Below are 22,332 nucleotides of genomic sequence, written 5' to 3' on the forward strand. Positions count from 1 at the left end.
AACTTAAATGTATCTTTCTAAGAAGATATAGTTTTTTAATTTTAATTGTGATACTATTTTACCATGGATAAAAAACATTTAGAATATTTCTTTGAAAATACAGCAAAAATGCAGGAGTATGAAGTGGCAAATTATACTCTCCCTTTCAGTTTAATTTATAAAAATATGTTTAATGCGACTGAACATATTTTAAAAGAACAGTTTAATCTGATACACTCTGATTTAGATGTGTTGGCTGCTTTATACTTTAATGGGAAAACGCTTTCCCCCACTGATCTATATGCTGCAACAGTTTTCTCTTCTGGTGGCATGACCAAAGTGCTTAAAAAGTTAGAACTTTTAGGATACGTTTCACGTATACCTTCATTTTTAGATAAACGAAGCACTTTGGTTAAAATAGAAAAAAAAGGTGAAGAGGTGGTGGAAGAGTCATTAAAAGAGATAATGAAAGTCAACCAACCAATGTTTGATATTTTAAGCCATGAAGAACAAGTTTCATTAAAGGCAATGTTAAAAAAACTGACCTTAAGCCTCTTTTAATACGCTTAACCATTGAATAATTTCATTTAATCCTTCGGGCTTTTTATTGCTGAGAAAAATATAAGGTTTATTTTTTCTGTTTGCTTTAACATCTTCTTCCATGGAAGTGAGATTGACATTCACATAAGGAGCTAAGTCGGTTTTATTGACCACCAATAAATCACAAAAAAGAAGTCCAGCTCCTTTTTTTCTTGGAATATCCGCACCTTGCGCCACATCAATAACATAGAGATAATAATCGACCAACTCATAAGAAAATGTGGCACTTAAATTATCGCCACCACTTTCAACAAAAATAATATCGGGATGAAAGTTTGTTTCAAGTTCTTCTACTGCTTTTGCATTCATTGTTATATCATCTCGGATTGCCGTGTGAGGACAACCTCCTGTTTCTACCCCAATGATTCTGTTTTCATCTAAGTCCAGTGTTTTTTTAAGATAATTTGCATCTTCAGTGGTATAGATATCATTGGTTACAATGCCCAATGAGTACTCATTTTTTAACGCATTGGTCAATTGTTCGATGATTGAAGTTTTACCACTTCCTACAGGTCCTGCTATGCCTATTTTTAAACTCATGTTGTATTTCCTTTATGTTGCGAACATCTTTGGTTCTAAATTTTTATGGGCAAATATTACCTCTTCAAACAATGGATTAAAATTGGTGATTTTTTTATTTATTTTCTTAAAATCAATTGACTCTAAAATTTCATCAAATTCAAAGAGCATTTTTTGTATTTGTGAAGGTTGTATTCGTGATATTTTTAGCGTGGTTGAGGCTATGTTTATGAGATTTTTTTTTGTCCACATAACAATAAAATTTTCCATCGCAATATCTAAATCATACGCCAAAGCACTTAAAACCACAATTTCATTGGCAGGGCAACTTTTTGTTTTTATGAGGTTAAAATATGTTTTTACACTCTTTTTTTTTGGCAACGTTTCTATTTGGGCAAAATAGTTTTGCCCAATATCACGAGAAGCTTTCGCATATTCAAACGTCAAATAAGCACCATATTCATTGTCAAGTTTTTTAAGCCAATCTAATTTCTCTTTTTCCAAGGCTTCATAGACTTTTTGAACACAGACAAACTCCATTTTGCTGTATTGATCAATAAGAAGGTTTTTAAAATAAACTTTTAAATCGTCAATATTGTTTACGTGAGCCTTTAAGATATGCGGTTCAAGACCAAATGAGTGTACAAACATGCCGGATGGAAAGCTTCCATCCAGTATTTGTAAAAACCGACTCAATGATTTTAGGTTTGTTGAATCAGTGTGAGTGGTGTGCTTTACCATTTGGTTTAAAATACCCTTTTGTTTTTTCTACGTTAATGTTTTCATTTGCCATGCATTCTTTGATGATGTCTGAGAGTGAAATATCATCTAAAATGATGATTTTAAACTCTTCGAGCATAACAGGTTGATGACGATTGCCTATTTCATACGCTGTTTTAGCAAAGGTGAGGGCGTCTGAAAACTCTAAAACAAAAATTTCATCGGCACAACGGCTTACTTTAATGGCATAATTATCTTCACATACCAAAATATCATTTTCATGTAAATGGGTAAATTTGGCTTTAATTACAAAATTTACGCCTGCTTTACTTACGGCGGTTAAATTGGGCTTTTGCATATCAAACCAAGAGAGTTCCACTTCATCTGAAGCATCTGTGCCTTTTTTTATTTCAATTACTTTTTTTATCATGGTATTTCCTAAAACATAAAATATTTTTTAGCCATTGGAAGAACACTTTGATAGTTTGACTCGATGAGTTCACCATTAATCGTTACATCATAGGTTTCAGGATTGACCTCTATGTTGCCGATAAAATCATTGAGTTTCATATCTTTTTTGCCAATGGTTCGAGTGTTTTTAACAGCCAATACTGCTTTGTTGATGTCCAGTTTATTTTTCAGTGTTTCAGTGGCAATTTGCGAAGTGAAAATGGCACTTGTTTTTGAACTTGCCCGTCCAAGACTTCCAAACATTTTTCGATACATACTGGGTTCTGGGGTGGGAATTGATGCATTTGAATCGCCCATTAAAGAAAGTGCTACAAAGCCCCCTTTGATGATAATTTCAGGTTTGACGCCAAAAAAAGCTCGGTTCCATAAAACCAAATCCGCCATTTTCCCCACTTCCACACTTCCTACATACTCATCAATACCACACGCAATGGCTGGGTTAATGGTATATTTAGCAATGTATCGTTTGATTCGATTGTTATCACTGAACTCATCGTCTCCCACTAAAGCACCTCGTTGTTGTTTCATGGAATCTGCCACTTGCCATGTTCGTATAAGCACTTCTCCTACTCGTCCCATGGCTTGAGAGTCTGAACTGGTGATACTAATAGCACCCAAGTCATGTAAAACATCTTCTGCCGCAATGGTTTTTCCCCGAATTCTTGATTCTGCAAAACTGACATCTTCGGGTATTTTAGGGCTTAAATGGTGACACACCATGAGCATATCCAAATGCTCTTCGATGGTATTTTTTGTATAAGGTAAGGTAGGGTTGGTACTTGATGGCAACACATTACATAAGCCTGCTACTTTCATAATATCAGGCGCGTGTCCTCCTCCTGCACCTTCTGAGTGAAACGTATGGATGGTTCGGCTTTTAAAACTGTCAACCGTATTATCCACAAAACCAGACTCATTGAGCGTATCGGTGTGAATGGCAACTTGTACATCGTATTTATCAGCTACACTCAAACATGTATCAATGGCTTTGGGTGTACTTCCCCAATCTTCATGCAGTTTTAAGCCCATTGCACCTGCTTTGATTTGAACTTCCAAAGCTTCAGCACAAGAGCTGTTCCCTTTTCCCATAAATCCAAAGTTTAAAGGCAAATCATCAACACTTTGTATCATTTTTCCTATGTTCCATTCACCTGGCGTACATGTGGTAGCATTGGTACCTGTATTTGGACCAGTTCCCCCACCTATCATAGTTGTAACTCCACTGCTTAAAGCTTCATCGATTTGCCCCGGAGAGATAAAGTGAATGTGTGAGTCAATTCCCCCCGCTGTGATGATTTTACCTTCAGCTGAAAGTATTTCAGTATTCGCACCTATTTCTAAACCCTCGGTAATGCCATCACAAAGGTTGGGATTACCCGATTTCCCGATGGCACTGATTTTCCCCTCTTTGATTCCAATATCGGCTTTGTAAATACCCGTATAATCAATGATAATGGCATTGGTAATAATCAAATCTGCCACATCTACTGCTGTCGGACTTTGCGCCATACCATCTCTTATGGTTTTACCTCCACCAAATTTGGCTTCTTCTCCATAAGTGGTATAATCTTTTTCTATTTTTGCAATTAACGAGGTATCGGCCAGTCGGAATCTGTCATTGGTAGTTGGTCCATACATTGAAGCATATTTTTCTTTTGATATTTTCATCTTATACTCCTAGGAACTTTTCTAAATTTTTCATGGCAGATTTTTGGGTTGTTTCATCGTCTAAAAAGCCTTCAACCAAACCATTAAAACCACTCATGTATCTTTTTCCACTGAACGCTATTAGATTAATCTCTTTAGAAGAACCAGGTTCAAATCGCACTGAGGTACCAGCGGGAATATCCAATCTTTTTCCATACGCTTGGGCTCTAGGAAAAGAGAGTTCTTTATTGACTTCAAAGAAGTGATAATGTGAGCCAATTTGTACGGGTCTGTCCCCTTTGTTTTCTACATACAAGGTGGTACGTTCTTTGTTTTCATTGAGTGTTATTTCACCACTTGATATAAAATATTCCCCTGGTTCCTTGTCCGCTTTTTTTGTTGTAGCAATAGGATTATGCACAGTTACCAGTTTGGTTCCATCATCAAAAGTGGCTTCAACTTGTACCATGTGCATCATAGAAGCAATCCCTTCCATAACGTCCTCTTCTTTTAAAACGTTTCTGGCATCCACCATGAGCTCAGCGACACTTTTACCGTCTCTTGCCCCTTCAATGATATATGAGCTGATAATCGCCGTTGCTTCTGGAAAATTAAGCTTTAAGCCTCTTTCTTTTCGTTCATGAGCGAGTTTTGAAGCGGTATAAAGCATCAGTTTTTCTTGTTCTCTGTTGGTTAAAAACATTTTGCTCTCCTATTTATTTTTCTCTATTATATTATCTAAAATTCAGAACTAATTACTTTTTTAACTGTATACTTTATATTCACTAATTATATAGTTTTAGCTTTATATTCTCTTCTATATTTATGTAAAAGAGGTTCAGTATAACCTGATGCTTGCTCTTTTCCCTCAAAAATAAGTGCACAAGCTGCTTTAAAGGCATATCCATCATATGAAGGTGCTATATTTATATAACTTGAGTCATTTTCATTTTGTTTGTCAACAACTTTTGCCATCTGTTTTAAAGATTCCAATACTTCCTCTTTTGAAGTGATTTTATGCTCAATCCAGTTTGCTAAATGTTGAGAAGAGATTCTAAGTGTTGCCCTATCTTCCATCAGTGCTACATTATTTATATCTGGAACTTTTGAACATCCAACCCCTGCATCAATCCATCTAACAACATATCCTAAGATACTTTGGCAGTTGTTGTCAATCTCATTTTTGATTGTCTCTTTTGATAAAGTCTCTTTTAGTAAAGGAATAGTTAAAAGCTCATCTACACTTGCTCTTCTTTTCCCTTTAAGTTCATTTTGAATACTAAATACATCAACTTTATGGTAGTGAATAGAGTGTAAAGTTGCAGCTGTAGGAGAGGGAACCCAAGCAGTGTTTGCACCTGATTTTGGGTGAGATATTTTTTCATCCATCATTTTAGCCATCTCATCTGGCATAGCCCACATCCCTTTTCCAATTTGAGAGAAACCTTGAAGTCCACACTCCAAACCAATATCAACATTCCACGTCTCATAAGCTTTTATCCAAGTTTCACTTTTCATTTTTGTTTTTGGTGTCATAGCTCCAGCTAACATAGAGGTATGAATCTCATCACCTGTTCTATCTAAGAATCCTGTGTTAATAAATACAACTCTTTTAGTAGCTTGTCTAATACACTCTTTTAGGTTTATAGTTGTTCTTCTCTCCTCATCCATAATACCAATTTTTATAGTGTTTTTGGGAAGATTTAGAGCTTTTTCAACTTTTTCAAATAGTTTAACGGCAAAGGCAACCTCCTCTGGTCCATGCATTTTTGGTTTTACTATATACATAGATTTTGTTCTACTATTTTTTTTCTCATTTTTATTAGTTAAATCAGGAATTGCAGCTAAAGTTGTAATCATACAATCCATAATTCCTTCAAAAACTTCATTTCCCTCTTTATCTAAAATAGCTGGATTTGTCATAAGATGACCAACATTTCTAATGAAAAGTAGACTTCTTCCATGCAAAGTTAACTCTTTGTCATCTAAAGTTTTATATTTTCTATCAGAGTTTAGTTTTCTAGTAACTGTTTTTCCACCCTTTTCAAAGCTATCTTCTAAATCACCTTTCATAAGACCGAACCAGTTTCTATAAACTTCAACTTTATCTTGGGCATCCACTGCCGCAATGGAGTCTTCACAATCCATAATAGTAGAAACAGCAGCTTCTACAACTATATCTTTTACCCCTGAAATATCAAGTTTTCCAATAAAGTTATCTTTATCAAACTCAACTATTACATGAAGGTTGTTGTTTTTAAAAACTATTGCTGTGGGGTTTTCTTTCTCCCCTTCGTAAGCAACTAATTTTAAATCATCTTCTAAAGTGGTTGTAATATTTTCAAGAACAATTTCTAATTTGTTATCTACAATCTTATAAGATCTTGCATCTTTATGGCTTCCTTTTTTAAGTGGAGCAACTGTATCTAAATGCTCTTTTGCATAATCTACAACTGCTTTTCCTCTTGTTTCATTGTACTCTTTTGTAATTGCTAGTTTGCCATCTGTTGAGATTACATTAGTTCCATATAAAGCATCATATAAACTTCCCCATCTAGCATTTGCAGCATTTAAAGCAAATCTAGCATTTTTTACAGGTACCACAAGTTGTGGTCCCGCTTGAAGTTTTATCTCTTCATCTACATTTGAAGTTTCAACTTTGAAATCCTCTTTTTCATCAACTAAATAAGCAATCTGTTTTAAAAAGTTTTTATATTCAGTAAGACTATTTTCATCATATTTATTATTTATATGCCATGAATCAATTAGTGTTTGAAAAGCATCTCTTTTTTTTAATAAAGCTTTATTTTCAGGTGTCAATTCCTCAATAATATTTTCAAAGTTTTTCCAAAAAAGCTCTTTAGAGATTGTTGTTATTGGTAAAATCTCTTCATTGATTAATTCATAAAGAGATCTATCTACTGTTAAATTTCCCTCTAATACTTTATATTCCATAATTTCCCTTTTTAGTTAAATGCTAATTGTTCTTCTGTTCCATTTTTTGCTAATCCTAGATGAATTATCCCACCTAGAATTGCACCAATAATCCAACCATAACCATTTAGTGAACTTAATGCGTCAACCCATACCGTACATATTGAGAAGATTGCACCAATTGAAAATGCAATGATTGTATTTTTATTCCAACCCTTATCATAATAATATTCACTATTTTCACTTTCATCATATAAAGCATCTATATTTAATTTTTGTTTTTTTATAAAATAGTAATCAACAACTAAAATTCCATATAAAGGAGCTAGTGTTGCACCAAGAGTGTTCACTATTGGACTAATTCCAACTTGACTAATAAAACTAACCCAAAATGCACCAATTATAAGTGCAAATAGTGATGTAATAACTCCAGATTTTTTAAAAGAAAGTTTTTTGGGTGCAAGATTTGAGATACCATTAACAGCAGGAATAAAGTTTGCAACAAGGTTAATACCAACAGTTGCTGTAAAAAATGTAATTGCAGCAATTAAACTTAAAATCGTACTATCAGCTCTTTCAACAATATCCATAGGATTTGTTAATTTTTCTCCAAATACTACAACAGAACCAGCAGTAATCAAAAGTGCTAAAGCAGAAAAAAATACCATATTAAATGGTAGTCCAACTAGATTTCCTACAACCATAGATTTATTATCTTTTGCATATCTTGAGAAATCACTAAAGTTAATCATTACAGCAGCAAAATAAGCAATCATAGTTCCCAAAATTGCAAAGAAACCATTGATTTCACTACTTAAATCTGAGCCTTTATTTGAAAAAATATTGTTTGCCACATTAAATAAATCTCCCCCAGATTTACTCCATAAAACAACTAATAAGCCAATCATAATAATATAAACAAATGGAGCTGCAAAGTTTAAGAATTTAGATACCCAAGACATCCCTTTTGAGAAAATTACCATTTGAAGTATCCATACAACAAAGAAGGATAACCATCCAATTGAATCTATTCCTAAGAATTTAGCCTCTGGATGAATCCCTGTTAAAGCAGTAATTAAAAGATGAAGCGCAGTTGAAGCAAAATATGTTTGAACCCCAAACCAAAAAACAGCAACTATAGCTCTTATAATAGCTGATAGTTTAGCTCCATTTATACCCATACTTGAACGTGCTAAAACAGGATAAGGAATTCCATAATCAACTCCAGCTTTACCTGAAATATTTACTAAAAAAGTAACCAGTAATCCAGCAACAATCAATGCAAAAAAGGCAGTCCAACCTGTTACCCCATAATTTATGAATAGTGAGGCAACTAAGGTATATCCAAAAAGACTTTGTATATCATTTGCCCATATATTTGACACTTCAAACCATTTCCAATTTTTTTCACTCTTTTTTGTAGGTGACAACGAGTCACTATTTACATCTTGTATCATAATCATCCCTATGTATTTTTTCCATGGGCACTACAAAAAAGGCAATAAAATATTGTTTTGTAGTGCAAACTAAAGTATTTTCTCTCTCATTATTCTTCTTTTTAATATATCTTTATTTATAATCACGCTGGCGAAAGCGACTTTTTTATGGATATATAAAAATTGAAATAAAAAAGTCACTTATGGTGGTTTAATATTAATATCACTCATAAATCACTCTTTTATTAGAAAAATCTCTTTTTCTTTAATTTCATATTCAATACACTCAACAATTTTGTTTTGCTTTTGATTTTTATCTGTTCTATCAATTACGATGAACTCCTCTTTATCTTTGAGGCAAATTAATGGAAAATGCCAAACACCTCTATTGTAATGAACCCCTTGATTTCCGCTTGTTACAAAAGCCTCTATTGTTGAAAAATCAGGCTTTTCCTCACCTAAAGCAACAACACATAAAAATGGCTCTTTACTTCTTGGCATAAAGGTTTGGGAAAAGTATGGGTGTTTCTCTAACATATTGATGTGTAAAGGAAACTCTCTATTTTTTCCTATATAGATATGTAAAGTTGAACTTCCATCTTTTTCATTTGCATCCATAGTACAAAGCTCATAAAATTTTTGGGCATAACCATTATTTATGATTTTTGAATCTCTATTTTCACAACTTACAACTTCTCCAAACTTTTCAAAAGCCTCTTTTGTAAGAGGTTTTGGCTTAAGTTCCATTCTCATCTTAAGCCTTTATCTCTTCTTTTTTAACAAATTTTCCAAACAGTTTAAGTCTTGAGACTCCACCATCTGGGAAAATATTTATTCTAATATGTGTAATTGGTTTTTGATGCTTTAAAAAACTTTTATCAAAATAGTGTTTGTTGTGCATCTCTAATTTTTGAGGTGCAATTAACTCTTCCCAAAACATACTCTGTGTTACAACTGAATTATCTGTTGTTTCTTCTAAATAAGCTGCACTAATTGAAAACTTATCTGCAAAGTTTCCTTTGAAAAAGTTTGTATCAATCATGATGTTATCTATAATTGCAGGCTTAGCTAACTCAATAATTCCCCAATCAAATCCTGGTTCTCTTCTTCTTCTAGTCTCCCAACCATCACCCATATTAACAGCTTCTTCATCTTTTAATATATTTTTTAAAGGACCAAAAAACTCATTGTTTGTATAAACTGCCCTTGCTGCATTTCTCATAGATGCTACATTGATATTTTCTTGTTCATATAGTTTTTCATCAAAACAGATTTCACCAAAAGCTTTAAATCTTGCAATTCCTCCATCTGGGTAAATATCTACTCTTAAATGGGTTAATTCAGTTTGAGAAAGGGAATTAAAATCGTGTTTTGTATGACCTTTTAAATCACTTTGAGTTAAAAGGTCAATCCATTCAACACTATCAATCTCTTCTAAAAATGTTTTATCATCTTTATTTTTCACACAACATCCTTTTATAGATATTGCTAAAGGATAATTCCCTCTAAAGTGTGTGGTATCAACTAAAAATGAGTTGATTTTTGATAAGTTTCCTAGTTTTATAATACAATGATCGTTTTCACCATCTCTTCTTCTTCTAGTCTCCCAACCATCCATCCAATGACCGTTATCATCAAACTCATCTTTAAATACAGCTTCTGTTTCAGCTAACATTCTATTTGCACTTGCAAAAAATTCATCTGTTGTATATATTACTTCTGCACCTAATTCGCAACTTGCAACATTTATCATTTTGTTCCCTTATTACTAAAATTATCTATCCAATGGTTTGCAATATCACCTCTTGTTGCAAACCAAACATCATCAAAACCTTTTACATACTCTAAAAATCTTCTCATAGCCATGATTCTTCCAGGTTTCCCTAAAATTCTACAATGCATCCCTATAGACATCATTTTAGGGGTTTTACTTCCTTCAAGGTATAAAGTATCAAAACTATCTTTTAGGTAGTTGTAAAACTGGTCACTATAAGAAAATCCTCCAAAAACAAATCTCATATCATTATTATCCATTGTATATGGAATTACTAGGTGTTCTTTTGTTGTAATTTCTGGTGCAAAATATGGTAAATCATCATTATATGCATCACTATCATATAAAAAACCACTCTCTTGAACTACTAGTTTTCTTGTATTTTCACTATCCCGTCCTGTATACCAACCAAGTGGTCTAGTCCCAATCATTTTCTCTAATACTTCAATACTTTTATAAAGGTGATCCCTTTCAATAGATTCTTCAATTGTTTGGTAGTTTATCCATCTATATCCGTGGGAGCATATATCATAATTGTTAAGGGCAAGGTATTCAGCAAGTTTAGGATTTCTAGCTACTGCCATAGCAACAGCAAAGATTGTAAGAGGTATATCAAAATCTTTGAAAAGTTCTAAGATTCTCCAAACCCCAACTCTAGAACCATATTCATACAATGATTCCATAGATTTGTGTCTTTGATTATAAAAAGCTTGGGGATTGTTCATCTCTGATAAAAATATTTCGCTTGCTTCATCCCCATGTAAGATGCAGTTTTCTGCTCCCTCTTCGTAGTTTAAAACAAATTGTAAAGCTACTTTTGCGTTATTTGGCCATTTTGGATTTATTGGTTTATTTGAGTAACCAATTAAATCTCTTGGGTAGTTGTTATTAATCATTTTCTCTCTCGTAAAAAAGCAAAAACTGCTTTTAAAATTTATTTATGAGAGTATTTTATCAGATTGTCTACAATTTTTGTCTACAATTTTTGTCTATTTTTTATACAATTGTTTTTAAAATAGAGTAAAAGTGGGTAAAATTAACTAAGTTATACAAATAATTAGTTAATAAAAAGAAATTTATTCTTTTTATTAATAGTATCTAAATCAAAATCTAAAACATCAAGACAGTGATCTAAATGTTCTAACATAACATTTTTTGCATTAGTAACATTATTACTTTTAATTGTCTCAATTAAAGCTCTATGTTCATCATATGAAGAAAACTCAGTATTTTCATCTTCATAAATTAAAGCAGCAAGAATACTTAAAGGGATTAAAGGTTTTAGGGCATTAATTAAAAATTCATTTTCACTTAATGCAGCCAAATTTAGATGGAAATCACAAGATGATTTAACATATTCTCCATTTCTATTGGATAGTTTCAAGTACTCTTCTGTATTAATGTTTTCTAAAATTGATGATAGGTCTAAATTTTCCTTTGAATGTCTTTTGGTAACAATTTCAACAATACCTGCTTCAATTATTTTTCTTGTTGTAAAAATATCTTTTGCATTCTCTTCACTAATCCAAACGACATTAAACCCTTGATTCTTTTTATAACTTAAAATTCCCATAGTTTGTAGTTTACTAAAGGCTTTTCTTACAACATCTCTACTTATGTTTAACTCTTTTGCTAAAACACTTTCTGATAATTTAGTACCTGGTTGAAGATTTTTTGTAAAAATTGCATCAAATATAAAATTTACAATATTATCCTCTAAAGTAAATAAATTTTTTTTATCCATTAAAAGTTTCTCCCACTTTTTCTCATTTTGTGCTAGTTTATTATATTATAATTTATATTCTAGTTTCTGTAAACAATAACCAGAATGCAATTAATATAAACGGCACACCAAAATTTTACGTTAAAGCTATCTCATATAAAGCTAATGTTTATCACTTTTCAATAGGATAAGCATATGCATTTATTTTGCTTGTCATTAGTTTTGCTCCAACCATTGATTCAGCCATCTTAATTGCACACAATACACCATCAACAACTGGAATATTACACCTTTTTGATAACTCAATTGTTAAATCAGCCATTCCCGCACACCCTAAAATAATAGCTTCGCAATTATCCTCTTTGACTGCTTTTAAAATTTCACTCTCTATTTTTTTCATTGCATTACAAGTACCATCTTCTAATGCTAAAACGGGAATATCAGCTGCTCTTACTTTTCTACAAAACTTATCCATACCATATTTATGAGATAACTCTTCAATAATTGGAATGGATCTATTTAAAGTAGTTACAACTGAAAAACTAGAAGAAATAATAGATGTCATATGCATAGCTGCTTCACAAATACCAATAACTGGACCATCTACAAGCTCCCTTGCTGCTTCTAATCCTGGGTCATCAAAGCAAGCAACTACGAAAGCCTCTGCTCCCCACTCTTTTGCTTTTTTAATTTCATCCATAAGTCCCATTAAACTTTTCACTTCATCAAAATGTCCTTCAATACTTTTTGGAGTATTTGTAGGATTAGAAGCCCAAACTTGGGTATCAGGATTTTTAAATTTTAAAGCTACCTCTTCACACTTTTTTGTCATAGATTCTGTTGAGTTTGGATTTATAATTGCTAGTTTCATTAGTGAGTTCCTCCTAAATATAGCTCAATTATTCGTTCATCGTGCATTAAATCTTTTGAATTTCCACTTAATAGGACTTCCCCTAATTGCATTGCATAGGCTCTATTTGAAACCTTAAGTGCCATTCTTGAATTTTGTTCAACTAAGATAACAGATACTTTATCCTCTTTATTGATTTGTACAATTGATCTTGCTATATCTTGAACTAGTTTTGGAGCAATTCCTAGACTTGGCTCATCCATTAGTAAAACTTTGGGTCTAGACATAAGAGCACGTCCAATAACCATCATTTGTTGTTCTCCACCACTCATAGTGCTTGCTTGTTGTTTATATCTCTCTTTTAGTCGTGGAAATTTTTCTAAAACTTTTTCTAAATCTTCTTTAATCCCATCTTTATCTTTTCTGGTAAAAGCACCCATTAGAAGATTATCCTTTACACTCATATAAGGAAATACTCTTCTCCCCTCAGGAGTCATGGCAATACCTTTTTCAACTATTTTAGAAGGACTGATTCCATTTAGACTTTCACCATTGAAAATCACTTCTCCTGAAGTTGGTCTTTTAAGACCTGTGATTGCTTTTAGAATTGAAGATTTTCCAGCTCCATTTGCTCCAATTAAAGTGATAGTCTCACCCTCTTCTAAAGAGATGTTAACATCTCTTACTGCTCTTACTTGGTCATAGTTTATCTCTAAATTTTTACACTCTAATAATGCCATATTAAATTCCTAACTCTTCATCTTCTATACCTAAGTAAGCTTCAATTACTTTAGGATTTTTTTGAATCTCAGCAGGTTTTCCTTCTGCTATTTTTTCACCAAAACTAATTACTACAATTCTGTCTGATATTTCCATAACAGCTGGCATATCATGCTCAACTAAAAGTACTGTAACTCCTGAGTTTTTTATCTGTTTTACCATATCCATACATCTTCTTGTTTCATCATGATTCATGCCAGCAAAGGGCTCATCCAATAATAAAACTTTTGGCTTACACGCTAAAGCATTTGCTATACCTAAAGCTCTTAAGAGACCATGTGGTAAGTTAGAGGTTAATTCATCTCTAACATCAGATAAACCTAAAAAATCTATAATCTTATCAGCTGATTTTCCAAACCTTTCATTATCCTCTTTTGCAAGTTTTGTATTAAAAAAAGAGCCTAAAAGATTTGATTTTGCTTGTAATTGATGAGCAATAATAATATTGTCTCTAACGCTCATACTTTTAAAAACTGTAGTCTCTTGAAAAGTTCTAACAACACCTTTTCTTGCAACCAAATGTGGTTTTAGACCTGATATTTTTTCTCTATTAAATATAACTTCACCTGATGATGGTTTTAAAAATGAAGCAATCAATTTAAAAGTAGTTGATTTACCTGCACCATTTGGACCAATTACAGATAAAATTTCACCTTCATACACTTCAAAGGTAACATCATTAACAGCATATAAAGAACCAAATTTTTTTGTTAAGTTGTTTATTTCTAAAATTCTTTTTTTCATTTTTTAAACCTTAAACTTAATATCCCATTTGGTAAAAATACCATTAATAAAATCATAATCCCTGAGTAAATCAATAGTTGATACTGTTTAAAAATAAATAATAAATCCCATGAAAAGTATAAAACAAAAGCTCCTAATATTGGTCCAAATACATATGCCAATCCACCTAAGAATGTATATAACATATAATTAATTGAATCTGCTACTTGAAAAGTAGTTGGATAAACTGATTGGGTTAGGTTAATAAAAATTGCTCCTCCCACCCCACCAAAAAATGAAGCAATAGCATAAGATATCACTCTTAAATAAGCAATATTAACTCCAAAAGATGAAGCTAATTCTTCATTTTGTTGAAGAGATCTTAATAAGATACCCATTCTTGATTTTGTTAATCTATACATTATTGCAAATGTGATAATCATTGCAATTGTTCCTAAATAGTAAAATCCTATTTTACTGTTTTCCATAGTTGCAAAATCGGGGATAATAGTAAGTCCAAATATGTTTAATTCATCTGGTAAAGGAATATTTGTAATTCCTCTAGGTCCATTTGTGATTGGGACTAACACTATTGCCAAAAGTTTTGCAACTTCAGTTAATGTTAGTGTAATCATAGAAAAATACACCCCTTTTAATCTTAAAATTGGTAAACCAATTAAGATACTAAAAAATGCTGCAACAATTCCCGCTAAAAAAATAGATATCCAAAAAGATAAACCTACACTTGTCACTAAAACTGCTGTTGTATATGCTCCAATTAATGCATATGCACCTTGCCCAATATTAATTCTTCCCATATAAAATGTCAACCAAACACCTGAACTAATAGTTGCTAAGATAGCAACTGAAGTAAAGCCATAAAAGTAGTCATTTCTCTCAGTACTAATTAAAATAGTTGGAATAACTACTAGTAAAAAAACTAGGGCAATTAATACTTGTATTATAAATTTTTTATTTTCCATAAATCACCCCCAAGGTTTTCCCATAAGTCCCTGTGGACGTAAAGTAAGAAATATCATCAGACATACAAAAATAGTAAGATAAGTTACATCTCCTGGCAAATAATATAAACCAAAAGCTTCAACAAGTCCTAAAATAAATCCACCTATGATAGCTCCAGAGATAACGCCAGCTCCACCAATCATAATCATTGTAAATGCTTGTATTGAGATACCTCCACCAATACCAGAATTAACCCCCGTAATAGTAACAAGTAAACTTCCTGCTACACCTGCAAGCATTGCTCCTAAAGCAAATCCAATTAAACTATATCTATCCAAATCAACACCCATTAGTTGAGCTGCTGTTTTATCTTGAGCTAAAGCTCTCATAGCTCGCCCAGGTTTTGAGTATTGCATAAATAAAATAAATGATACAATCATAACAATTGCAATTAAACCAATAACAACTCTGTTATATGGAATGATAATGTCTAAACCAAAATCTTCACCAAAAAATACTCCATCAACAAGTGCTGGAACACTTCTTTGTTTCTCTCCAAATACAATAAGAATCAAAGAGTCTAAGAAAAATGCAGTACCAGCTGCAAGAAGCATTGAACTCTCTTCCCTGACAGATCTTTTCAAGACGGTGTTAAAAAGATATTTTTCAAATATTGCACCTATTAGTGCTAATGTTAACCCTGAAGCAACAATAGCTACAATAAAAGGCATACCTAACTTACCATACACATAGTAAGTAATAAATGCTCCTAAGACGTACATCTGACCATGAGCAAAATTTAAAATACTCATTAAAGAGAAGATTAGTGTCAAACCAAGTGCGATTAAAGCATATTGCGCCCCTGTAATTAAACCATTAAGTAATATCTGTTCCATTAAATCATTTCCTATTTTAAAATAGAGGTATCAAAAGATACCTCATATAACTAGTCTGCTGAACCTACGAATAATGTTTCAAACATTCCATTTTTATAGATTTTTGGAGTTAAAGGAACACCTAATTGTCTATCTTGACCAAATGTTGTTTTACCTACAAATTTAAGTTTTGCATCTTTATCTTTAAAGAATTTATTTGGAGCTTCCCATCCTGCATCAACAGTTTTAAGGAATTCATCTGCATCATTAATCGCTTTTGGATTTGATTTCATTACTTCTAAGATATATTCAAGTGCAAATACTTTTGTATTTGATTCATCATTGTACTCACCAAATTTCTTTGTATAATGTGCAACCCAGTTTTCCATAACCTTTGATTGAATTGAAGCATCAGCTCCACCTTGACAAATAAACCCATTTGCAGCATCACCAGCTCCCTCTTTTAAAATACCAGCATCAAGTGCAGTACCAGCAGCCATAAAACCTTTAAATCCTAATTGTCTAGCAGTTTTAATAATAAGTGGTGCAGTTGCAGGAGATACTCCTGAAAGAACTAATAAATCTGGTTTCTTTTTAATAATTGGCGTAATTACAGAAAAGAAGTCTCTAGTATCAGCTTTATAAGTAGCTTTTGCTTCAACAATATCTAAGCCTAAATCTTTAGCAATTTTAAGTCCATTGTCTCTTTGGTTAAGAGGATCAGAAGCATTTGCAGCTAAAAATGCAACAGTTTTTACACCTTTATTATCTTGTAGCCATTTATAAACTGCTGGTTCCCATTGATATGATGCAATCATTCCAAATACAGCATAGTTAGCAGGTTTTTTGTATAAAGTTTTATTAAATGCATATGGGAAATATACAATTTTATTTCTCTGTGCAATTGGTCTTACTGCAATCGCTTGAGCATCATCATTTGGTCCTACAACATATTTGATACCCTCTTGTGCCATCTTTTCCATACCTGCAACTGCAATTTTTGGATCGTATGCATCATCAAAAGGTACAACTTCTACTTTGTATTTTTTACCGCCAATTTCAACACCACCTTTTTTGTTATAAATCTCTGCTGATGTTTCCATTGATCTTACATTTGAAGTTCCCCAAGCAGCATTTGCTCCAGAAAGTGTTCCAACAAATCCAATCTTTATAGTATCTTGAGCTAAAAGAGCACTACTTAGCATCCCTACTGCTAAACTTATTTTCAGAAATTTTTTCATTTCTTTCTCCCTTGATATATGTAATATTTATCAATGATAAATTATTAAAATCATCTTATCAGATTGTATACAATAATTGTATACAATGATTGTATATATTTTATACAGTTTTACGAAAACACATTCTTTATTTAATCTTTACAAAAAGTTTATAAACTTTAAAATGGATTTATTGGATATTTTTAGACACTTATATATATATTATATACAATATATTATTTTGCACTTAGTCAATTAGATTATAGATTATTCATATATATTGAAACAAGGAATGAGAGAACTAATTATTTTAGTGTAAAAAAAGACATTTAATCAAAGATTTAAACATTAATTTTTCTTCCAAGATTAAGACATTTAACTATATCTCCTAAAAAATATCTTAATTTCATGTATGCACTTTCCCCTGTAGCAAAAAGTAAGTAGTGATTGTCCTTTTCTATATAAAGAGAAAGCCCATGTTCATTTTTTTAATCTTTTAAATCACATTTCAAGTTTTCTGATAAAACAGTTATATTCATAAAATTTATCCCTATAGCTATCTATTAGTTTTAGCTTTCAATATATTAAATAATAAAAAAATACTTCCAAATAAAAGCAAAATAATACAAAGTATTGCAACTCCTATATAATTGTAATACTCCCAAGCAAGTGAGGGTATAAAAGTTCCTAAACAACCACCCAGATAAAAAAAGCTTTGATATAAAATAGATACTGTTGCTTTATTTTCAGGTACTAACTCTCCTAAATATGTGGGTGTAACTGATTGCACAGAAAACATTCCAATTGTAACAAGCCCAATTCCTGCTATCACAAAAGTAATTGAAGAAGAAAAAGTTAAAAATATACCTACAATTAAAATACAAATACCAAAAAATAGTATTCTTACTCTTCCAATAATATCAGAATATCTCCCCGCAAGAGGGCTTATAATAACGCCTAAGAGTAAAACTAAGAATACATTACCCAATTGGCTAGCATCAAGATTAAATGGTGCTTGAGCTAAATGATAGGTGGCAAAAGTTGAAATACCCATAAAGGAAAAAAACACTACCGTTGGGATGAGCAATACGGAGAGTATTTTTGTATTTGAAAGAAAAGAGAAGAGTACCTCTTTATTTATCACTCTTTTATTTGCTATTTTTGTTTCACTCACGGGTAAAGCAAAAATCATTGTAATAAAAGCAATGGCTAAAAGAATGGCAAAGAGTAAAAAAGCTATTTTCCATGAATAAAGAAACGTAATCCAGCCAGCTAATAACCTTCCTACAACTGCTCCAAAACTTGTTGCTGCCATATAAATCCCCATGCCAAAACCTCTATGGGATTTTGGATATATTTCTTGTACATAAGAGAGCATAATAGCTGTAATTCCAGGTACAAATATACCTTGTAAGAATCTACTAAAAAGTAATACATAAAAATTCGAGCTCATTGAAGATAATAAAACAGAAAGAAAAAGAAAAAATGTACAAAATACCATAATTCTTTTCTTTCCAAAACGATTAGATATAGGAGCATAAAAAGGAGTTGAGAACATCAATACAAATAACATACCAGAAAGTAAAAGGTTTGTTTCTAATACGCTGATATGAAAAGTATGTTTTAAAACGGGTAAGATTGCTTGTGGAGTATATATTGTGGAAAAGATTACTGACACTATAAAAAAAAGTGCAATTGATATTTTATTAATTGATACTTGCATTTAAATCTCTCCAAATAAAATCAAAACTTATTTATTGTTTCCCCAAAGAGAACTCTTTTTTGCCTAAATATTTTCTATAAAGGTTCCAAATAAGTTTTTGATTTTTTTTAATATCATTCATGTTGTTTGAACTGATTGTTCCTATGATTATCTCTTTTGATTTTGAAAAAGTAAATGAATCAAAACTATTTTGTCTTATTAGTTCTAAGAACTTTTCATTATCTTTTGTTTTCATATAAAATTTTATAAAAATAAAATTCGTACTCTCTTTTCTAATTATATAATCTTTTAATTCATCACCTATTACATCAAATTTTTCTATGTATTCTAATTTTTTATTTGAATAAAAAGTATTTTTCATCAAAACATTTGAAAAATCAAAATCCTCAAAACTTCTTCCCCGACTTAAGATATCTGAATAAAAAAAAGTCGAGCTATCATCATAGTTCAAATTAAAAAACTGAATATATTTTGCCTCTTTGTATAAAATAAGTTCATCATTTAAAAACTCCAAATTTGAACCATTTTCCAGTATGACATCTATTTTATTTATAGCAAACTCTTTTTTTGATGGGTAAATTTTTGTAGCGGATTCGGTGGTTAAAATTAAATTGGAACTGTTGAGTTTAAAAGAGGTTCGGATTTTATCTTTGGGGAAGATGCCTTCGCCAATATTGAGAAGTTTGATGTAGTTCTCTTCTTCTTGGAAATAGTAATGACGCGAAGGAAGTGCCAATTTCTCTAAAGAAAATTTTTCGTTTTCAAATCCAAACTTTATGCTCATGTCATTCCTATTTATACCGATAAATGTTGTTTGATTATATCATCACTCAGCTGTGAAATTTCCCCTTGTGCAACTACACTTCCTCTGTCAACCACATAAAAATCATCCCCGTGTCTTCTGGCAAAGGGAAGTTTTTGCTCTACGAGTAAAACAGTCATCTCTTCTTCTTTTGTAAGATAATCAATGACTTCACCAATTTGGGCTACAATATTGGGTTGTATCCCTTCACTTGGCTCATCTAAAATCAAAAATTTGGGATCAATACAGAGTGCTCTTGCAATGGCAAGTTGTTGTTGCTGACCACCACTTAAATCTCCCCCTTTTCTTTTTTGCATCTCTTTTAATACAGGAAAGAGTTCATAGATTTTTTCTGGAACTTTTGAGATTTTATTTCTGTTTGCCAAAACTCCGATTTGTAAGTTTTCTAAAACGCTCAGTTGAGAAAAAATCTCTCTTCCTTGGGGGACATAACCTATAGCAATACTGGCACGTTTATGGTCAGCAAGTTTTGAAATATCTTCTCCATCATAGATGATTTTTCCATCTTTGATTGGAAGCAATCCCATGATTACTTTACTCAGCGTTGTTTTCCCCACGCCATTTCTTCCCATAAGACACGTACATCGTCCTTTTTTAATCTCCAAGTTCAAATCCCAAAGGGTATGACTTTGTCCATAAAATTGATTGATTTTTTCTATTTTTAACATTTTATTCCCCTAAGTAAACACGTCGAACTTTTTCATTGTTTTGAATGGCATCCATAGAACCTTCAGCTAAAACAGACCCCTCATGCAACACCGTAACTTTTGAAGCAATACTTCGTATAAACTCCATATCATGTTCAACTACCACGACGGCATTCTCTTTTGACAGACGTGTTAAAATCTCTGCGGTTTTTTCTACTTCTTGGGGTGTCATACCTGCAACGGGTTCATCAACAAGCAGCAGTTTTGGCTCTTGCATGATAAGCATTCCAATTTCAAGCCACTGTTTTTGACCGTGCGATAAAATCCCTGCATCCATGTTGTAAAGCTCTTTTAGACCTATGAGTTTCATGGTCTCTTCAATTTTGTCTTTTTGTTCGTCTTTTAGTTTTGAAAAAAGTGTTTTGAAAAATCGTTTGTCATCTTTCATGGCAAGTTCTAGGTTTTCAAAAACGGTATGATTTTGAAAAACCGTTGGTTTTTGGAATTTTCTTCCAATGCCTATTTCAGAGATTGAGGGTTCATCCAATTCCAATAAATTGACCGCTTCACCAAAGATGACTCTCCCTGCATCGGGTTTTGTTTTACCTGTAACTACGTCCATCATGGTTGATTTTCCTGCACCATTAGCTCCAATGATACATCTCAGTTCTCCGTAATTGATAGAAAAACTCAAGTTGTTCAACGCTTTAAATCCATCGAAACTGACACTCACCCCATCAACTAAAAGAATTCTGTCCCCAATTTTAAGGTGACCAATGTTTTGTTCGTTTTCATGTCTTAAGAGTTTCATGTGTTCACCTTTCTGACTTTTTCATTGATTTTTCTGATAAGTCCAACTACCCCTTCAGGAAGATATAACGTTACAAGAACAAACAATCCCCCTAAGGCATATAACCAAACTTCTGGAAGAGAAGAGGTAAAGTAAGTACTTGCAAAGTTAACAATAATTGCACCTATAATCGCTCCATATAATGTTCCTCTTCCTCCAATGGCGACCCAAATCACCAATTCAATAGAAAACAAAGGTGAAAAAACACCGGGGTTTATGATTCCTACTTGTGGAACATACAGTGCACCTGCAACTCCTGCAAGTATTGCTGAAACCACAAATATAAAGACTTTGTATTGTTCCACTTTATAGCCTAAAAATCTCACTCGACTCTCGGCATCTCTGATGGAAATAATCACACGACCCAATCTTGAGTTTATTATAAATCGGCAAATGAAATATCCCAAAGTCAAAGCCAAAAAGGTGATAATAAGTAAACCCACTCGTGTAGAATCTGCTTGCAAATCAAAACCTAAAATATCTTTAAAATCGGTCAAACCATTGTTTCCCCCAAAGCCCATGTCATTTCTAAAAAAGGCTAACATAAGAGCATAGGTCATGGCTTGAGTTATAATGGAAAGATAGACTCCCGTTACTCGTGATTTAAAAGCAAACCATCCAAATACAAAAGCCAAAATTGCAGGGATGAGCATAATCATAATAAACGTAAACAAAGGATTATCAAACCCATACCAAAACCATGGTAACTCTTTTAAGTTCATAAATACCATAAAATCAGGTAAATCAGGATTTCCATAAACTCCTCTGTCGCCTATTTGACGCATAAGATACATGGCAAGTCCGTAACCACCAAGAGCAAAAAATGCCCCATGACCAAGACTTAACACTCCTAAATATCCCCACACCAAATCCAATGCTAAGGCTAAAAGGGCAAAGGCTAAGTATTTTCCTAAAATTGTAACCGTAAATGTTGAGATATAAAAGACCGAATCACTTGGTACAAACAAATTACAAAACGATACTATAAATACGACAACAGCAAGAATGGATAAAACAATCTTCCCGCCTTTGTCATTTTCTAAAATTTTTAATATTAAAGAGTTATTTTTCATTT

The 22,332-nt window shown here is 32.4% G+C and carries 23 protein-coding genes; 1 reads left to right on the plus strand and 22 read right to left on the minus strand.

The genetic code is table 11. The features are described 5' to 3' along the window. The first annotated feature begins 63 nt into the window (after positions 1 to 63). Complete coding sequence (locus tag ACNI3C_RS08450; protein WP_419769370.1) at positions 64 to 540, plus strand: MarR family winged helix-turn-helix transcriptional regulator; 477 nt, start codon at positions 64 to 66, stop codon at positions 538 to 540. On the opposite strand, the gene ureG is transcribed toward ACNI3C_RS08450, so the two are convergent. The 22 genes from ureG to urtC all read right to left on the minus strand — a co-directional run bounded on the left by ureG (position 526) and on the right by urtC (position 22,330). Continuing rightward, positions 526 to 1,119, minus strand: coding sequence for an urease accessory protein UreG (gene ureG / locus ACNI3C_RS08455; protein WP_419769371.1), 594 nt, complete (start codon positions 1,117 to 1,119; stop codon positions 526 to 528). The genes ACNI3C_RS08450 and ureG overlap by 15 nt on opposite strands. Before the next feature lie 12 nt (positions 1,120 to 1,131). Continuing rightward, positions 1,132 to 1,839, minus strand: coding sequence for an urease accessory protein UreF (locus ACNI3C_RS08460; protein WP_419769372.1), 708 nt, complete (start codon positions 1,837 to 1,839; stop codon positions 1,132 to 1,134). Beyond that, the gene (locus ACNI3C_RS08465) at positions 1,814 to 2,248 is read right to left on the minus strand and encodes an urease accessory protein UreE (protein WP_419769373.1); all 435 of its coding nucleotides are present in this window, start codon (positions 2,246 to 2,248) and stop codon (positions 1,814 to 1,816) included. The genes ACNI3C_RS08460 and ACNI3C_RS08465 overlap by 26 nt, the downstream gene beginning before the upstream one ends. Before the next feature lie 8 nt (positions 2,249 to 2,256). Beyond that, positions 2,257 to 3,957: an urease subunit alpha gene (gene ureC / locus ACNI3C_RS08470; protein WP_419769374.1), complete on the minus strand. Its 1,701-nt coding sequence runs from the start codon at positions 3,955 to 3,957 to the stop codon at positions 2,257 to 2,259. A gap of 1 nt (position 3,958) precedes the next feature. Further along, on the minus strand, positions 3,959 to 4,639 hold the full coding sequence (locus ACNI3C_RS08475; protein WP_419769375.1) for an urease subunit gamma: 681 nt from the start codon (positions 4,637 to 4,639) through the stop codon (positions 3,959 to 3,961). An 86-nt stretch (positions 4,640 to 4,725) separates the two neighbouring features. Further along, positions 4,726 to 6,891, minus strand: a complete 2,166-nt coding sequence (locus ACNI3C_RS08480) for a malate synthase G (protein WP_419769376.1) — start codon at positions 6,889 to 6,891, stop codon at positions 4,726 to 4,728. An 11-nt stretch (positions 6,892 to 6,902) separates the two neighbouring features. Next, complete coding sequence (locus ACNI3C_RS08485) at positions 6,903 to 8,327, minus strand: NCS1 family nucleobase:cation symporter-1 (RefSeq protein WP_419769377.1); 1,425 nt, start codon at positions 8,325 to 8,327, stop codon at positions 6,903 to 6,905. 213 nt (positions 8,328 to 8,540) lie between these two features. Then, complete coding sequence (locus ACNI3C_RS08490) at positions 8,541 to 9,053, minus strand: ureidoglycolate lyase (protein WP_419769378.1); 513 nt, start codon at positions 9,051 to 9,053, stop codon at positions 8,541 to 8,543. Positions 9,054 to 9,060: 7 nt separating this feature from the next. Then, entirely contained in the window at positions 9,061 to 10,059 is a 999-nt protein-coding gene (gene alc, locus ACNI3C_RS08495) for an allantoicase (protein WP_419769379.1), read from the minus strand. Next, positions 10,056 to 10,976: an allantoinase PuuE gene (puuE, locus tag ACNI3C_RS08500; protein ID WP_419769380.1), complete on the minus strand. Its 921-nt coding sequence runs from the start codon at positions 10,974 to 10,976 to the stop codon at positions 10,056 to 10,058. Before puuE ends, alc begins: the two co-directional genes overlap by 4 nt. A gap of 161 nt (positions 10,977 to 11,137) precedes the next feature. Further along, positions 11,138 to 11,824, minus strand: coding sequence for a GntR family transcriptional regulator (locus tag ACNI3C_RS08505; RefSeq protein WP_419769381.1), 687 nt, complete (start codon positions 11,822 to 11,824; stop codon positions 11,138 to 11,140). 151 nt (positions 11,825 to 11,975) lie between these two features. After that, a complete protein-coding gene (locus ACNI3C_RS08510) occupies positions 11,976 to 12,674 on the minus strand; it encodes an aspartate/glutamate racemase family protein (RefSeq protein ID WP_419769382.1) in 699 nt (232 codons plus the stop codon). Then, the gene (locus ACNI3C_RS08515) at positions 12,674 to 13,393 is read right to left on the minus strand and encodes an ABC transporter ATP-binding protein (RefSeq protein ID WP_419769383.1); all 720 of its coding nucleotides are present in this window, start codon (positions 13,391 to 13,393) and stop codon (positions 12,674 to 12,676) included. The genes ACNI3C_RS08510 and ACNI3C_RS08515 overlap by 1 nt, the downstream gene beginning before the upstream one ends. Before the next feature lies 1 nt (position 13,394). Then, entirely contained in the window at positions 13,395 to 14,177 is a 783-nt protein-coding gene (locus ACNI3C_RS08520; RefSeq protein WP_419769384.1) for an ABC transporter ATP-binding protein, read from the minus strand. Next, entirely contained in the window at positions 14,174 to 15,139 is a 966-nt protein-coding gene (locus tag ACNI3C_RS08525) for a branched-chain amino acid ABC transporter permease (RefSeq protein WP_419769385.1), read from the minus strand. Before ACNI3C_RS08525 ends, ACNI3C_RS08520 begins: the two co-directional genes overlap by 4 nt. Before the next feature lie 3 nt (positions 15,140 to 15,142). Further along, a complete protein-coding gene (locus ACNI3C_RS08530; protein ID WP_419769386.1) occupies positions 15,143 to 16,015 on the minus strand; it encodes a branched-chain amino acid ABC transporter permease in 873 nt (290 codons plus the stop codon). Positions 16,016 to 16,065: 50 nt separating this feature from the next. Continuing rightward, a complete protein-coding gene (locus ACNI3C_RS08535) occupies positions 16,066 to 17,235 on the minus strand; it encodes an ABC transporter substrate-binding protein (RefSeq protein WP_419769387.1) in 1,170 nt (389 codons plus the stop codon). A 535-nt stretch (positions 17,236 to 17,770) separates the two neighbouring features. Then, on the minus strand, positions 17,771 to 18,937 hold the full coding sequence (locus tag ACNI3C_RS08540; RefSeq protein WP_419769388.1) for an MFS transporter: 1,167 nt from the start codon (positions 18,935 to 18,937) through the stop codon (positions 17,771 to 17,773). Positions 18,938 to 18,968: 31 nt separating this feature from the next. Next, a complete protein-coding gene (locus ACNI3C_RS08545) occupies positions 18,969 to 19,721 on the minus strand; it encodes an urease accessory protein UreD (RefSeq protein WP_419769389.1) in 753 nt (250 codons plus the stop codon). A gap of 11 nt (positions 19,722 to 19,732) precedes the next feature. Next, positions 19,733 to 20,428, minus strand: a complete 696-nt coding sequence (urtE, locus tag ACNI3C_RS08550) for an urea ABC transporter ATP-binding subunit UrtE (RefSeq protein WP_419769390.1) — start codon at positions 20,426 to 20,428, stop codon at positions 19,733 to 19,735. A gap of 1 nt (position 20,429) precedes the next feature. After that, entirely contained in the window at positions 20,430 to 21,218 is a 789-nt protein-coding gene (urtD, locus tag ACNI3C_RS08555; RefSeq protein WP_419769391.1) for an urea ABC transporter ATP-binding protein UrtD, read from the minus strand. Beyond that, positions 21,215 to 22,330 (minus strand): urea ABC transporter permease subunit UrtC, encoded by a 1,116-nt coding sequence (gene urtC / locus ACNI3C_RS08560; protein WP_419769392.1) that lies wholly within the window; start codon positions 22,328 to 22,330, stop codon positions 21,215 to 21,217. The genes urtD and urtC overlap by 4 nt, the downstream gene beginning before the upstream one ends. Positions 22,331 to 22,332 lie beyond the last annotated feature (2 nt).

This window comes from Marinarcus sediminis (SeqCode) (assembly GCF_048571275.1).
Lineage (GTDB): Bacteria > Campylobacterota > Campylobacteria > Campylobacterales > Arcobacteraceae > Marinarcus > Marinarcus sediminis.

What these genes read in the sequence shown, in the direction of transcription:
- ACNI3C_RS08540 (WP_419769388.1), bottom strand. Translation starts at nt 18,937, where the DNA reads ATGCAAGTATCAATTAATAAAATATCAATTGCACTTTTTTTTATAGTG.
- ACNI3C_RS08505 (WP_419769381.1), bottom strand. Translation starts at nt 11,824, where the DNA reads ATGGATAAAAAAAATTTATTTACTTTAGAGGATAATATTGTAAATTTT.
- ACNI3C_RS08460 (WP_419769372.1), bottom strand. Translation starts at nt 1,839, where the DNA reads ATGGTAAAGCACACCACTCACACTGATTCAACAAACCTAAAATCATTG.
- urtE (WP_419769390.1), bottom strand. Translation starts at nt 20,428, where the DNA reads ATGTTAAAAATAGAAAAAATCAATCAATTTTATGGACAAAGTCATACC.
- urtC (WP_419769392.1), bottom strand. Translation starts at nt 22,330, where the DNA reads ATGAAAAATAACTCTTTAATATTAAAAATTTTAGAAAATGACAAAGGC.
- ACNI3C_RS08535 (WP_419769387.1), bottom strand. Translation starts at nt 17,235, where the DNA reads ATGAAAAAATTTCTGAAAATAAGTTTAGCAGTAGGGATGCTAAGTAGT.
- ACNI3C_RS08510 (WP_419769382.1), bottom strand. Translation starts at nt 12,674, where the DNA reads ATGAAACTAGCAATTATAAATCCAAACTCAACAGAATCTATGACAAAA.
- alc (WP_419769379.1), bottom strand. Translation starts at nt 10,059, where the DNA reads ATGATAAATGTTGCAAGTTGCGAATTAGGTGCAGAAGTAATATATACA.
- ACNI3C_RS08515 (WP_419769383.1), bottom strand. Translation starts at nt 13,393, where the DNA reads ATGGCATTATTAGAGTGTAAAAATTTAGAGATAAACTATGACCAAGTA.
- ACNI3C_RS08530 (WP_419769386.1), bottom strand. Translation starts at nt 16,015, where the DNA reads ATGGAACAGATATTACTTAATGGTTTAATTACAGGGGCGCAATATGCT.
- ACNI3C_RS08525 (WP_419769385.1), bottom strand. Translation starts at nt 15,139, where the DNA reads ATGGAAAATAAAAAATTTATAATACAAGTATTAATTGCCCTAGTTTTT.
- ureG (WP_419769371.1), bottom strand. Translation starts at nt 1,119, where the DNA reads ATGAGTTTAAAAATAGGCATAGCAGGACCTGTAGGAAGTGGTAAAACT.
- ACNI3C_RS08545 (WP_419769389.1), bottom strand. Translation starts at nt 19,721, where the DNA reads ATGAGCATAAAGTTTGGATTTGAAAACGAAAAATTTTCTTTAGAGAAA.
- ACNI3C_RS08475 (WP_419769375.1), bottom strand. Translation starts at nt 4,639, where the DNA reads ATGTTTTTAACCAACAGAGAACAAGAAAAACTGATGCTTTATACCGCT.
- ACNI3C_RS08465 (WP_419769373.1), bottom strand. Translation starts at nt 2,248, where the DNA reads ATGATAAAAAAAGTAATTGAAATAAAAAAAGGCACAGATGCTTCAGAT.
- ureC (WP_419769374.1), bottom strand. Translation starts at nt 3,957, where the DNA reads ATGAAAATATCAAAAGAAAAATATGCTTCAATGTATGGACCAACTACC.
- ACNI3C_RS08490 (WP_419769378.1), bottom strand. Translation starts at nt 9,053, where the DNA reads ATGGAACTTAAGCCAAAACCTCTTACAAAAGAGGCTTTTGAAAAGTTT.
- urtD (WP_419769391.1), bottom strand. Translation starts at nt 21,218, where the DNA reads ATGAAACTCTTAAGACATGAAAACGAACAAAACATTGGTCACCTTAAA.
- ACNI3C_RS08520 (WP_419769384.1), bottom strand. Translation starts at nt 14,177, where the DNA reads ATGAAAAAAAGAATTTTAGAAATAAACAACTTAACAAAAAAATTTGGT.
- ACNI3C_RS08485 (WP_419769377.1), bottom strand. Translation starts at nt 8,327, where the DNA reads ATGATACAAGATGTAAATAGTGACTCGTTGTCACCTACAAAAAAGAGT.
- puuE (WP_419769380.1), bottom strand. Translation starts at nt 10,976, where the DNA reads ATGATTAATAACAACTACCCAAGAGATTTAATTGGTTACTCAAATAAA.
- ACNI3C_RS08450 (WP_419769370.1), top strand. Translation starts at nt 64, where the DNA reads ATGGATAAAAAACATTTAGAATATTTCTTTGAAAATACAGCAAAAATG.
- ACNI3C_RS08480 (WP_419769376.1), bottom strand. Translation starts at nt 6,891, where the DNA reads ATGGAATATAAAGTATTAGAGGGAAATTTAACAGTAGATAGATCTCTT.